The organism is Microbacterium canaveralium (assembly GCF_047238045.1).
Lineage (GTDB): Bacteria > Actinomycetota > Actinomycetes > Actinomycetales > Microbacteriaceae > Microbacterium.
The window spans coordinates 714,787-726,852 of sequence record NZ_JBDFMA010000003.1 but is presented as its reverse complement, the minus strand read 5'-3'; the positions used below and the strand labels follow the sequence as shown (position 1 = coordinate 726,852).

Annotated in this window: 10 protein-coding genes; 4 read left to right on the top strand and 6 right to left on the bottom strand. The window is 70.3% G+C overall.

Going from position 1 to position 12,066, the window contains the following annotated elements; all coding sequences use genetic code 11:
- Together ligD and ABC271_RS04415 are read right to left on the bottom strand one after the other, a co-directional pair.
- The gene (gene ligD, locus ABC271_RS04420; protein WP_412923678.1) at nucleotides 1-1,026 is read right to left on the bottom strand and encodes a non-homologous end-joining DNA ligase; all 1,026 of its coding nucleotides are present in this window, start codon (nucleotides 1,024-1,026) and stop codon (nucleotides 1-3) included.
- 109 nt (nucleotides 1,027-1,135) lie between these two features.
- Complete coding sequence (locus ABC271_RS04415; protein WP_412923677.1) at nucleotides 1,136-3,892, bottom strand: carboxypeptidase regulatory-like domain-containing protein; 2,757 nt, start codon at nucleotides 3,890-3,892, stop codon at nucleotides 1,136-1,138.
- A gap of 169 nt (nucleotides 3,893-4,061) precedes the next feature.
- Here ABC271_RS04415 and ABC271_RS04410 point away from each other — a divergent pair, with 169 nt between their 5' ends.
- Nucleotides 4,062-4,688, top strand: a complete 627-nt coding sequence (locus ABC271_RS04410; protein ID WP_412923676.1) for a DUF1684 domain-containing protein — start codon at nucleotides 4,062-4,064, stop codon at nucleotides 4,686-4,688.
- Between the two features lie 306 nt (nucleotides 4,689-4,994).
- On the opposite strand, the gene ABC271_RS04405 is transcribed toward ABC271_RS04410, so the two are convergent.
- Both ABC271_RS04405 and ABC271_RS04400 read right to left on the bottom strand, forming a co-directional pair.
- Nucleotides 4,995-6,056 (bottom strand): SseB family protein, encoded by a 1,062-nt coding sequence (locus ABC271_RS04405; protein ID WP_412923675.1) that lies wholly within the window; start codon nucleotides 6,054-6,056, stop codon nucleotides 4,995-4,997.
- 49 nt (nucleotides 6,057-6,105) lie between these two features.
- Nucleotides 6,106-8,544 carry an ATP-dependent helicase gene (locus tag ABC271_RS04400; RefSeq protein ID WP_412923674.1) on the bottom strand — a complete coding sequence of 813 codons (2,439 nt, stop codon included), beginning with the start codon at nucleotides 8,542-8,544 and terminating at the stop codon, nucleotides 6,106-6,108.
- 60 nt (nucleotides 8,545-8,604) lie between these two features.
- On the opposite strand from ABC271_RS04400, the gene ABC271_RS04395 reads away from it, so the two are divergent.
- Nucleotides 8,605-9,012, top strand: coding sequence for a YccF domain-containing protein (locus ABC271_RS04395; protein ID WP_412923673.1), 408 nt, complete (start codon nucleotides 8,605-8,607; stop codon nucleotides 9,010-9,012).
- A 9-nt stretch (nucleotides 9,013-9,021) separates the two neighbouring features.
- Here the strand turns inward: ABC271_RS04395 and ABC271_RS04390 are convergent, their stop codons facing one another.
- Nucleotides 9,022-9,972, bottom strand: coding sequence for a hypothetical protein (locus ABC271_RS04390; protein ID WP_412923672.1), 951 nt, complete (start codon nucleotides 9,970-9,972; stop codon nucleotides 9,022-9,024).
- 221 nt (nucleotides 9,973-10,193) lie between these two features.
- Nucleotides 10,194-10,562, bottom strand: a complete 369-nt coding sequence (locus ABC271_RS04385) for a VOC family protein (RefSeq protein ID WP_412923671.1) — start codon at nucleotides 10,560-10,562, stop codon at nucleotides 10,194-10,196.
- A gap of 53 nt (nucleotides 10,563-10,615) precedes the next feature.
- Here ABC271_RS04385 and ABC271_RS04380 point away from each other — a divergent pair, with 53 nt between their 5' ends.
- A complete protein-coding gene (locus tag ABC271_RS04380; protein WP_412923670.1) occupies nucleotides 10,616-11,053 on the top strand; it encodes a MarR family winged helix-turn-helix transcriptional regulator in 438 nt (145 codons plus the stop codon).
- A 32-nt stretch (nucleotides 11,054-11,085) separates the two neighbouring features.
- Nucleotides 11,086-12,066 (top strand): DMT family transporter, encoded by a 981-nt coding sequence (locus ABC271_RS04375; protein WP_412923669.1) that lies wholly within the window; start codon nucleotides 11,086-11,088, stop codon nucleotides 12,064-12,066.

Genomic DNA, 12,066 nt, shown 5'->3' with positions numbered 1-12,066 from the left:
TTAATCCGCCGGGTTCTTCGCGCGCGAGGGCTGCACGCGCGGCGGCTCCCCCGGCATCTTGGGGAACTCCGGCGGGAAGGGCAGCTCTCCGAGACCCGCGTCGAGGTCGCGCTGCCACCACTCGAGCAGCGTGTCGATGCGGCCGGGTGCGGCACCGAAGTCCGCCCACGGATCGCCGACGGATGCCAGCCGCTCCGGCACCGAGCGCACGGTGAAGGCCGCGGGGTCGACGGCATCCAGTTCGTCCCAGGTCACCGGCGTCGAGACCGTTGCGGCGGGGAGCGCCCGCGGCGAATAGGCCCCGGCCATCGTCCGGTCGCGGTTGGCCTGGTTGAAGTCGACGAAGATCCGCTCGCCGCGCTCCTCCTTCCACCAGTTGGTGGTGACGGCATCCGGCATCCGGCGCTCCAGTTCGCGCGCCGCGGCGATCACGGCGTGCCGGACGTCGAGGAACTCGTGCGAGGGCTCGATCGGGCAGAACACGTGCAGACCGCGATTGCCGCTCGTCTTGACCCACGCCTCGAGGCCGGCTTCGCGCAGGACCTTCCGGAGCTCGTGCGCGGCCACGACCGCGTCGGCGAAACCGGTGCCCGGCTGCGGGTCGAGGTCGATGCGCAGCTCGACCGGATGGTCGGGGTCGCTCGCGAGCGACGCCCACGGGTGGAAGACGATCGTGTTCATCTGCGCCGCCCACACGGCCGATCCGATCTCGGTGAGGACGAGCTGCGGATGCCGACGCCCACTGTTGTACGTCACGGTCACCGCCTCGACGAACGACGGAGACCCTTTCGGCGGGTTCTTCGAGAAGAAGCTCTCGCCGCCCACACCGTCGGGGAAGCGTTCCAACGAGACGGGGCGGTTGCCGTTGGCCGCGAGGAACGGCTCGGCGACGGCGACGAAGTATTCGGCGAGCTCGCGTTTCGTGATCCCGACCTCGGGCCACAGCACACGGTCGGGGTTGGACACGCCGATCTCACGATCGCCGTCGGGGCCGGGCACGGTCAGCGTGATGCGCGGGGATGCCATGACCCGACGCTAACGGTCGCGGCGACCCGTGTCTGCCCCGTTGCCCCACGGCCCACCATGCCAACGGCGGCGGTGACCGGCCGAATGCGGCGCCGCGCCCGAGCTCGGGTCACGCTCCGCGTCGCCCGGGGCGGCGCAGCAGCACGGCACCCGCGACGGTGAGCATGATGCCGAGCACCGTCAGCGCGAGCGGCACAGTCGTCCCGGTGTCGGCCAGCGCCGGCGGGCTCACCGGGGACGACGCGGTTCCTCCGCCGATGGGCGTCGGCGAGCCGACCGTGATCGGCACGGATGCCTCGCGGCCGCTTCGCTCCCCGATTGCGAAGATGTGGTGTTCCCCGGGGACCACCGTCAGCGGCAGCGTGGTCGGGAGGCGGAAGTTCCCTCCCGCGTCCGCGACAGCCGTGCCCAGCTGGATCACCGTGGAATGCAGTTCGACACGAACGGTCTCTCCTGGCTCGTAGCCGGACCCGGCGACCACGACTGCGCCGCCCGGCAACGCCGACGACGAGTCGAGCGCGATGGATGCCGAAACCGTCCCCGCGTCCACGATCACGGTGGCGGGGGTATAGCCGGACTTGGTTCCCGTGACCGACACCGTCAAGTGTCCACCGACATCCGTGGCGGTGGGTGTGTACCCCGCCCCGGTCGCCCCGTCGATCGGCTTGCCGTCGAGGGACCACTGATAGGTGAGGTCGACCGGAGGTGGCGCCCAGTCACCGGGGCTCACCACGAGCGGAACGCTGCTGAGCGCCGGTCCCGACAGCCCGGGCCGACCCGGCTGGAGCGTTCCGGGAGCGCCCGCGAGGACGAGCGCCGACTCGGGGCTCACAACCGTGACGCTGTCGAAGCCGGGACGCGACCCCGTGACGGCGACCGTGAGCTTCGTTCCGGCCTGCGCGGCCGTCGGCGTGAACGCTCTGGAGGTGGCGCCGTCGATGTCGACACCGTTCGCCCGCCACTGGTAGGCCAGTTGAATCGGCAGCGGCGCCCACGAACCGGAGTCGGCGGTGACCAAGCCACCCACCTGAGGGGTACCCACGATCATCGGCGCGCCGGCGACCACACCGTTGGCGACGCACCCGCTCGACTTCAGTCGGAGGGTGGCGTCGATGCCGGGAGTGTCCTCGCCGTCCACGACCTCGAAGTGGTCCGCGGATCCGAACGCATCCTCGCCGTTCCAGTACTGCGGGCAGTACGGGTAGTCGACGCCGTCATCCCCGAAGACGGCATCGGGGTCGGAGAAACCGACGGTGTACGTGCCTTCCGGGAGCCCGTAGCTGGTGTCGGTGAGCCGCGCTCCCAAGCTGTAGCGCCCCCATCCCGAGACAGAGAGAACCTCATCCCAGGTGGCGCCATTCCAGCGGTAGGCAGTGACCAGAGTGTTCTCCAGCGGTGCCGCGCCGCCCTCCACGCCGACCTCACCGGAGGCCGTCCCGTGGCCCAACAAGACGATGTCGATTCCGATCACGTTCTCGCCGTGCACCGGGACGGGCGTGGCCCCGGAGGCCGTGGGGGAACCCTTGTAGTAGCCCCTGTACAAGAGGTACGGCCCACTGGAATCGTCATCGAACTGGCGAAACCCCTGCACGGACACGAGGTAATCGCCATCGGCGAGTCCCTCGATGGTGTAGCTGCCGTCTCGGCCCGCGGTCGCGTCGCCCCGACGCATAGTCAGGTGGATCGACTGTCCCTGCCACTCGATGGGAGCGGAGGTCGCGTTGGCGTGGCCGGACTCCAGCGGCACTCCTGTCACCGTTCCCGTGATGCTGTGACCGGCCAGGAGGGCGAAATCGAGCCCCTCGACGGTTGCCCCCGGGCCGACCGTCACCACCGCCGCGTCATGGGGGTCGAACACCCCCGGAGAAAATGTGGGTGCCTGCGAACCGCCGTCGGCATCGGCCTCGAGCAAGTACTGGCCAGGACGCACATGGTCCATCGTGAACTGACCGCCGACGGCCCGCACCTCCTTCTCCATTTCGAGATCCTCGATGCGCAGCAATCGGACGTCGATGGCACTGGCATCCGTCGAGGCGACGTGGCCGCTGACGGTCCCCGGCCTTTGCAGTACGACGTCGGTGGTCGTGTCCCCCGTGACCTCGAGCCTCTGCCAATACGGGGCATAGGTCACGTCGGAGGGGTAGATGTCGAGGCTGTACGAGCCCGGCGGCACATCGGTGAGGAGCGTTTCGCCGGATGCGTCCGTGAAGCCTGCGGACGAGGACGAATCATTGATTAGCGTGACGTAGGCATCCAGCGAGCCCCCACTACCCCCCGTGAGGCGCACGTTCACGCTGTACGTCGCGGAAACCCCGGGTACCGCGGCGGGCTCGGCTGCAGCGCGCGCGGTCGCGACGTCCGGCGCGGCCTCGTTCGCACTGGCCGGGGCCTCGGTCGGGCTCGGTGCGGCCCCCGTCGGGCTCGGCACGGGCGCCCGTCCCGCCCCGACCACCACGTCGATGCCCGTCACCGCCGCGGTGTCCGAGACCTCGACAGTGCGCGCATCGCCGAGGGTCGTGGCATCCGGCCAGAACACGGGACCGGCCCCGTCCGCGACAACCGACACGGAGAACGTCCCCGCGGGAAGGCCTGCCACCGTGTACCCGCCGAGAGATCCCGTCGTCACCTCGGTAGCTGCGCCGCCGCCCGCGGGGACGACCGACACGTCGGCATCGGCGATGCCCACTCCTCGGGTGTCGGTGACGGTTCCCGAAATCGATCCGGCGCCGACGGAAGTCGGCGTGGGCGAGGGTGATTCGGTCGCTGCCACTGCGGGAACGGCACCGAGGGAGAGTATCCCCACGAGCACTCCCATGGCCGCGACCCCCGCGAGGCGTGCGGTAGCGCGCTGTCGTACGTCGAACATCGTCCCCCCAAGAGATGTACGGCGGATCGGCACCCTCACGGCGCGGATGGCACCCCTGATGTCACCGAGTCGGCCCTCATTTGTCCGAAGGCTATCGTGCGGCCCGGGGCGGGGCAAAGCGCCTCCCACGGCGACCCGGGTGGCCGATAGCGCCCGTACGCTCGATGCCATGACCTCCCGCGCCGCCCGCACTGCCCTCGACGTCGCCGACTGGCGGCGCCGCGTCTTCGCGCTCTACGCCGCGATCCGGGAGGCGGACGATCCCGAAGACGCCCACGAGCTGTGGCGCATCGAGCGCGATGCGCTCTTCGCCGACCACCCCGCCACTCCTCTGCTGCCCGAGCAGCGCGAGGGATTCACCGGGCTGCCGCTGGCACCGTACGACGCCGCGTGGCGGTTCGAGGTCACACTGCTCGACGCCGATGAGGCATCCTTCGTCGCGACCACCGGCACCGACGGCGACGTCGGGTTCGAGCGCATCGGCCGCGTCGAGCTGCCCGACACCGGATCGCTCGACGTGTGGCGGCTCACCTCGTACGGCGGCGGCCTGTTCGTGCCCGTTCGGGATGCCTCGGCCGGGCGACCGGGCGGAACGTACGGCGGAGGTCGCTACCTCCTCGACACGATCAAGGGTGCGGATCTCGGCGTCGCCGCGACCCCGGACAGCCTCGTGATCGACTTCAACTTCGCGTACAACCCGTCGTGCGCGTACGACCCGGCGTGGGCGTGCCCCCTCGCTCCGGTCGGCAACGTGCTGCCGGTGACCGTTCCGGTCGGGGAGCTGTACGGGGTCTAGTCCGCGAGCGAAACTCCTGAAGAATCGCGGATTCCGCTCGCGGAACCGGCCGTCGAGACCCCGCGAGGCCGAGAACTCAGGAGTTCGGTCCGCGCACCGGTCGATGCGGTCGCGGCCGCACCCACAATCGAGAGGCCGGCCTCGCCCGCCATGTGACATGCGCCACCGTGCGAAACTCCTGAGAAATCCGGCGCGGAGCGCGCGGAACCGGCCGTCGCGACCCCGCGAGGCCGAGAACTCAGGAGTTCGGGCCGCAACGCAGCGCCCCCAGAGCCCCGCACCAGCCGCGGCGCGGAGCCGGCTGAACTACTCCGCGAGCTCCAGCACTGCGGCCAGGTCGTCGCGGGTCAGGCGGATCCACGGACCGGCCGGGTCGACGAGAAGACCGGTGAGCCCCTCGTCGCCGAGGAGTGCTTTCGCAAGCTGCTCGTTCTTCAGGGGCACCGCCTGATCGCCTCTGCCGAGGGCAAGCAGCTCGAGCGGATGCGAGAACACCTCGAGGACGCGTTCGCCCGACGCCGTCCGCGACTCGGCCACGCCGACGGGTCCGCCCTCGGCCTGGCTGACGGCGATCCACAGCGGGGCACCCGCGACGATGGCCTCGACGATCGTGGATGCCGTTTGCTCGGTGCGCTTCTCGCTGAGTGCCGTCTTGATCCGAAGTTCGGGGTCGGCCTCGGACACCATCCGCTCGAGCAGCGCCGTGGGAAGGACGGCGCGCGCGTCACCGGAGGCATGGTCGAGGACGACACCCGCGTAGGGGCCACTGAGCGCATGCTGCATGAGCGCCATCACCGGCTGGCCCATGGCCGACGTGTCACGATCGCCGTCCTCTTGAACGCTCTTGGTCAGCGCGTCTCCGCTGCTGTACGCCAGCACGAGCTGTTCGTCGCCGCGCGTGGCGACCGCGAGCGGCAGGTCCTTGCCCTCGGCGAGGAGCGCGCGCGCATCGCCCTTGACGCGCAGGAAGACGTGGCCCTGCAGGAGCTGACGAGCAACGTTCAGGAGCTGCGGAGGCTCCGCCTGACCGGTGATCTCGGCCAGCGCGACCGCGAGAAGCGCGTTGTCGCGCAGGCCGGGGATGGACTCGAAGCCCTCGGGCGCCTCCATCGGTCCCGGCTGCCGCGCGGACGGGCGAGCGGCCACCGGCGGGGTGGAGTCGGCGACCGGGGTCGCATCGGCCGGGGCGCCGACGCCACGGAACGACGAAGTCGAGATGGTGACCTGGGGCACGGGCGCCGCGGACGCGGTCGCGTCGTCGGGGCTCGCGGGATCGACGGGCTGCTCGCCCGGTTCGATCACGCCCTCGGGGCGGTCGGCCGACACGTCATCGGAATCGGACTTCTTGCGGCGCGAGAAGAGTGCCATTGTTCGACCCTATCCGTGGGCGGACAGCCCCCGGCGTGTCGCCGGGACCTCACAGCTTGGAGATGGGCGCGATCTTGACGAGGAGCTTCTTCGCGCCGACCGTCTCGAAGCGCACGTGCGCCACCCTCTTCGCGCCCTCGCCCGTGATGGCGTCCACGCGTCCTTCGCCGAAATCGTCGTGTCGGATGCGATCGCCGGCGGACAGCTCCATGTCGCCGTTGTCGCGCACCTTCGCGGGGATGCGGTTCGGGAACTTGCTGGGATCGGCGGGCGCGCGCTTGGGCAGCGGCACGAGGTCGTCGCCGTACCGGTTGCCGCCGCCGCCGGGCTGCCCGGGACGGCGCCCGCGCGCGTTGAGCGCGCGTGACTGCGTTCCGCCGCGACCGTTGACGTCGCCGGGCGACTGGCGCCAGTCGATGAGATCGGCGGGGATCTCCTGAAGGAACCGGCTCGGCATCGCGACCGTGACCTCACCGAACTGCGCCCGGGTCATCGCGAGCGAGACGTGCAGGCGCTTGCGCGCGCGGGTAATGCCCACGTAGAAGAGCCGACGCTCCTCCTGCGGGCCGCCCGGCTCACCGGCCGAGATGCGGTGCGGAAGCAGGTCTTCTTCGACGCCGGTGAGGAACACCGCGTCGTACTCGAGACCCTTGGCCGTGTGCAGGGTCATGAGAGAGACCGAGCCGGACGCATCGTCAAGGTCATCGGCGTCGGCGACGAGGGCGACCTCCGTGAGGAAGTCGATGATCGTGCCGTCGGGGTTGTTCCTCGCGAACTCGCGGGTCACGGCGACGAGCTCGTCGAGGTTCTCCAGACGCGCCTCGTCTTGCGGGTCGCGGCTGGCGCGCAGAGCGTCGAAGTACCCGCTCTTGTTGAGCAGCAGCGTGAGACCTTCGGTGACCGAGCTCGAGGGAGCGAGCTCACCGGATGCCGGGAGCATCAGCGCCGACGCCTCGCTCAGCACCGCATCGAGCTGATCGATCGCCTTCTGCAGCTTCGGGCCCACACCGAGCTGAGCGGAGTTGGCGAGGGCGTCGCGGAAGGTGATGTCGTGCTCGGCGGCGTAGCGCGCGATCGCCGTCTCAGTCACATCGCCGATGCCTCGGCGCGGGCGGTTGAGGATGCGCCGCAGCGCCATGGAATCGGCGGGGTTCGCGACCGCGACGAGGTAGGCCAGGGCGTCTTTGATCTCGGCGCGCTCGTAGAACTTCGTGCCGCCCATGATCTTGTACGGCACCGCAGAACGGATGAAGATCTCTTCCAGCGCACGGGACTGGGAGTTCGTGCGGTAGAACACAGCCATCTGCGCGTAGTCGACGCCCTTGCGGTGCAGGGCCTCGATCTCGTCGGCGACGAACTGCGCCTCGTCGTGCTGCGAGTAGCCGGTGAACCCGATGATGGGGTCGCCCGCGCCGACGTCGGTCCACAGCTTCTTGTCTTTGCGGTCGAAGTTGTTGGAGATGACCGCGTTGGCTGCCGACAGGATGTTCTGCGTCGAGCGGTAGTTCTGCTCGAGCAGGACGACCTTGGCGCCCGGGTAGTCGCGCTCGAATTCGCTGATGTTGCGGATGTCGGCGCCGCGGAAGGCGTAGATGGACTGGTCGGAGTCACCGACGACGGTGAGCGACGCACCGCTCTCGGTCGAGGGCTCGGCCTCGAAGATCATCATGCCGCCGCCCGCGGACATCGGCTCGGCGTCGCTGCCGGGCGGGCGCGTCAACTCGTGGATGAGGGCGTACTGCGCGTGGTTGGTGTCTTGATACTCGTCGACCAGGATGTGGCGGAACCGCTTGCGGTAGACGTCGGCCACCTGCGGGAACGCCCGGAAGAGGTAGACGGTCTGGGCGATGAGATCGTCGAAGTCGAACGCGTTGGCGCGCTGCAACTCGCGCTGGTACGCCGCGAAGATCTCGATGAACACGCGCTCCGCGGGGTCGCTCGTGTTGGCCTGCCGCGCGTAGGACTCGGCATCCGCGAGCTCGTTCTTGAGCTTGGAGATGCGGCTCTGGGTTCCGGCCGGGGTGAGCCCGAACGCGTCGCCCTCGTGCTCTTTGACGAGACGCTTGATCAACGCGCGGGAATCGCCCGAGTCGTAGATCGTAAAGGCCTTCGTGAAGCCGAACTGCTGCGCCTCGCGACGGAGGATGCGCACGCACGCGGAGTGGAACGTCGAGATCCACATGCCGTCGGCGCGCTGCCCGATGAGGTTGTGGACGCGCTCACGCATCTCGCCCGCGGCCTTGTTGGTGAACGTGATCGCGAGGATCTGACTGGGGTACGCCTCGCGCGTCCGCAGAAGGGAGGCGATGCGCCGCGTCAGCACGCTCGTCTTGCCCGATCCCGCACCCGCGACGATGAGCAGCGCCTGCCCACGGTAGGTGACGGCCTCGCGCTGCGGTCCGTTCAGCCCTTCGAGCAGGTCGGCGTCGGGGCGGGCTTCCGACGGGGCGGAGCCGCCGACGATGAGGGGGGTGGAGGCGTCGGTCATGGCGATCTCAAGTCTAGGCGGGGGCTCCGACACCCCGCCCGGTTCGGGGATCATGGACACATGCGCCTGATCCTCAACGTCCTGTGGCTCGTCCTCTCGGGGTTCTGGCTGTTCCTCGGCTACCTCGGCCCGGGCATCGTGCTCTGCATCCTGATCCTCACGATCCCGTGGGGCATCGCGTCGTTCCGCATCGGGCTCTACGCCCTCTGGCCGTTCGGCCGCGAGATCGTCGCGAAGCCGACGGCGGGCGTCGGATCCTTCCTCGGCAACGTCGTGTGGGTGGTGCTCGCGGGCTGGTGGCTCGCCCTGGGCCACATCGTCACGGGCCTCGCCCTGTGCATCACGATCATCGGCATCCCGCTCGGGATCGCGAACTTCAAGCTCGTGCCGGTGTCGCTGATGCCGCTGGGCAAAGAGGTGCGCGAGATCCGACGCGGCGGACCGTTCGACCGCACGCTCGCGGGCTGACGCGCCGACTCAGGCCGGCGGCAGGTGACGTCGGCGCTCCCCCGCGCGCAACGGCAACGCGAGGACGAGACCGACGATCGTCATGATGCTGCCCACGGTGGCCACCGCGACCGTCATCCCCGCGGGGAAGTGCTCTTCGTACATGCCGGACAGTCGCGCCAGGTGCCACGGAAGGACGCCGATCTCGCTGTTCCACGACTGCAGGGCGTCGCCCGCACCGACGACGGCCGCGGTGATCGCGGGCAGCGCGAACGCGACGCCCACCCCGCCGATCGCGACACCGGCGGCTCGACGTCGTCCGAGTTGCGCGGCGAGCGACCATCCGGCGACGACGAAGACCCACGCGACGAGCGCGAATGCTGCCGTGAGGTAGACGATCCGCACGACGAGGATGCTCCAGAGTGCGGGCCACGGGCCGCCGGGGCCCGAGAGCGCGAGGGGCGCGAGCGCGACGATGCAGCGCAAGACGAGGGCACCCCCGACGGCGGCGATGATCGGCCACGGCGACCGCGATCCCAGCAGCAGCCGGACGACCAGCGCGAACAGGAGCCAACCCGCGACGGCGAGGATGACACTCCCGACGCCCTCGCCCGGCGCCTGCACGATGCGGGTCGCCAGGAGCAGTCCGCCCGGGATGGCGATCATGAACCACCGGTCGAGCGGAAGGACTCCGAGCGTCGATTCGCGGGCACGCCATGGGCGGGTCGATGCGATCCAGGTCGCGCGGGCGGCCGCGGCGCCGGGCCGGCCGACCAATCGCGTCCGGGCCGCGACCATGCCGATGACGACCCACGCCGCCCCGAGCACGAGCAGCGCGCGAGCGATCCACGCTGTCGCCGCGTCGATCTCGACCGGCGTCCGGGTGAACGGATCGACGACCAGCGCGAGCACCGCCCCGATGATCAGCAGCGCGGCGACGGTACTCAGGGCCAGGATGCCTCGCCCCGCCGTCGTCGCCATGCACCCACGTTACCGGGCCGCGCGGGGCGTTTTTCGACGCGGGCGCCGCGACGAGACCCCGGGCCCTCCGGCGGAGTTCGTCGCCGACACGCCGGGCCAGCGGCATCCGCCACCGGCGCGTCGGGACCGGACTCCGCGAGACGGCCCGGCCCCGACCGACGGCCCGGCCTCACCGGCGGCCCGGCCCCCACCGACGGCCCGGCCTCACCGGCGGCCCGGATTCACGCGCGGTCGTGGAGGGTCACGTGGTAGCCGTCGGGGTCGGCGAAGGTGAAGGTGCGGCCGAACGGTCCGTCGATGGGCGCGGCCACGATGCGGTGGCCGTCCGCGGCGAGCGCGTCGTGGATCTCCTGCGCGTCGGTGGCGTGCAGCCACAGGGCGGTGCCGATGCCGGGCTGCGTAACACCGGTCAGATCGGTACCGGGTGCGAGGTCTCGGTTGGCGAAGGCGATCGGCGCGGTGTCGAAGACGACGGCGTGCGGCGGACCGGCGGGCGATCGGACGAGGCCGAGGTACTTCTCGTAGAAGGACTGCGAGGCGTCGAGATCGCGCACCTGCAGGGAGATGAAGTCGGGTCCGGTGACGGGCATGGGATTCTCCTTGTGTCAGATAACTGACACCGAATGTATGTCAGACTACTGACATGGCGCAAGAGGGAATCGATCTGAACACGTCACTCGGGTATCTCGTGAAAGAAGCGTCGAGTGCCCTTCGCGTGGCGATGGAAGACGTTCTGCGCCCCCTCGGGATGACGATCACTCACTACTCCTGCCTGGAGCAGCTGGCCCAGCGCCCCGGCTCGTCGAACTCGGACCTGGCCCGCGGGGCCTTCGTGACGCGGCAGTCGATGAACGTGCTCCTGCAAGCACTGGAGCGCGATGGCATCGTCGAGCGCGCCGAGAGCGCCCCCACGGGCAAGGCTCTTCCCACGAGGCTCACCGAGAAGGGGCGCAGCGACCTCGCTCGTGCGAGCGCGGCCGTGCGGGCGGTCGAGCGGCGCATGCTGAGCGGGATGACGGATGCCGAGCAGATCGGGGCGCGAAAAGCCCTTCGGTCCATGGTGCAGTCCCTGCGCGACTGACGGACAGGAGCAGATTGTGTAACAATCTGCTCATGCTTCCCGCCCTCGCGGTTCTCGCGGCCGCCCTGTGCTTCGCCACGACCGGCACGGCCCAGGCGCTCGCGGACGTCGACGCGTCTCCCCTGGCCGTCGGAGCCGCGCGCATCGTCGTGGGTGGCGGCATCCTGGGGGTCATCGCTCTGCTGCGGGTTCGCCCGCGCACCGGATCGCCCGGAACGAAGAGCCCCACGGCGAAGGGCCCGACGGCGCTGGGCCCGACGGCGAAGGGCCCGACGGCGCTGGGCCCGACGGCGAAGAGCCCGACGGCGCTGCTCATCGCCATTGGCGCCGCGGGGGTTCTCGCCTACCAGCCGCTGTTCTTCCTCGGCACACGTGAGAACGGTGTCGCGATCGGCACGGTCGTCGCGCTCGGCTCCGCCCCCATCGCGACGGGAATCGTGGATGCCATCCGCTCACGTCGCCTGCCCTCGGGCCGGTGGATGCTCGCCACCGCGATCGCCCTCGCCGGCGTCGTCCTGGTCTCGGGCGTGACAGGCGGCGCCGTGACACTCGCCCCGGCGGGCCTGCTCGCGTCGGCCGGGGCAGGAATGTCGTACGCCCTCTATACGGTGTGCGGCAAGGCGCTCATCGAGAGGGGGTGGGACTCCACACGCGTCATGGGTACCGTCTTCGGCGCGGCCGCCGTCGCGAGCGTGCCGGTGCTGCTCGCCGCGGGAACGTCGTGGCTGGCCACGCCGAACGGTGTCATGCTCACGCTCTGGCTCGGCGTCGTGACCACCGCGGTGGCCTACCTGCTGTTCGGGTGGGGCCTGGCACGACTGACGGCGGTGACCGTGTCCACGCTGACCCTCGCCGAGCCGCTGGGCGCGACGCTCCTCGGGCTCCTCGTGCTGCACGAGCAGCTCACGGCCGTGAGCGCGGTCGGCCTCGCGCTCATCGCCGTCGGCCTCGCCGTCGTGTCCGCTCCGTCTCGTCGGCGGGAGGGTGTTCCGGATGCCACGGCCCCGGCGTGA

Excerpts from the sequence above, each read along its gene's own strand:
- ABC271_RS04380 (WP_412923670.1), top strand. The coding sequence starts at position 10,616 with ATGGCGCAAGAGGGAATCGATCTGAACACGTCACTCGGGTATCTCGTG.
- ABC271_RS04375 (WP_412923669.1), top strand. The coding sequence starts at position 11,086 with ATGCTTCCCGCCCTCGCGGTTCTCGCGGCCGCCCTGTGCTTCGCCACG.
- ABC271_RS04410 (WP_412923676.1), top strand. The coding sequence starts at position 4,062 with ATGACCTCCCGCGCCGCCCGCACTGCCCTCGACGTCGCCGACTGGCGG.
- ABC271_RS04385 (WP_412923671.1), bottom strand. The coding sequence starts at position 10,562 with ATGCCCGTCACCGGACCCGACTTCATCTCCCTGCAGGTGCGCGATCTC.
- ABC271_RS04395 (WP_412923673.1), top strand. The coding sequence starts at position 8,605 with ATGCGCCTGATCCTCAACGTCCTGTGGCTCGTCCTCTCGGGGTTCTGG.
- ABC271_RS04415 (WP_412923677.1), bottom strand. The coding sequence starts at position 3,892 with ATGTTCGACGTACGACAGCGCGCTACCGCACGCCTCGCGGGGGTCGCG.
- ligD (WP_412923678.1), bottom strand. The coding sequence starts at position 1,026 with ATGGCATCCCCGCGCATCACGCTGACCGTGCCCGGCCCCGACGGCGAT.
- ABC271_RS04405 (WP_412923675.1), bottom strand. The coding sequence starts at position 6,056 with ATGGCACTCTTCTCGCGCCGCAAGAAGTCCGATTCCGATGACGTGTCG.
- ABC271_RS04390 (WP_412923672.1), bottom strand. The coding sequence starts at position 9,972 with ATGGCGACGACGGCGGGGCGAGGCATCCTGGCCCTGAGTACCGTCGCC.
- ABC271_RS04400 (WP_412923674.1), bottom strand. The coding sequence starts at position 8,544 with ATGACCGACGCCTCCACCCCCCTCATCGTCGGCGGCTCCGCCCCGTCG.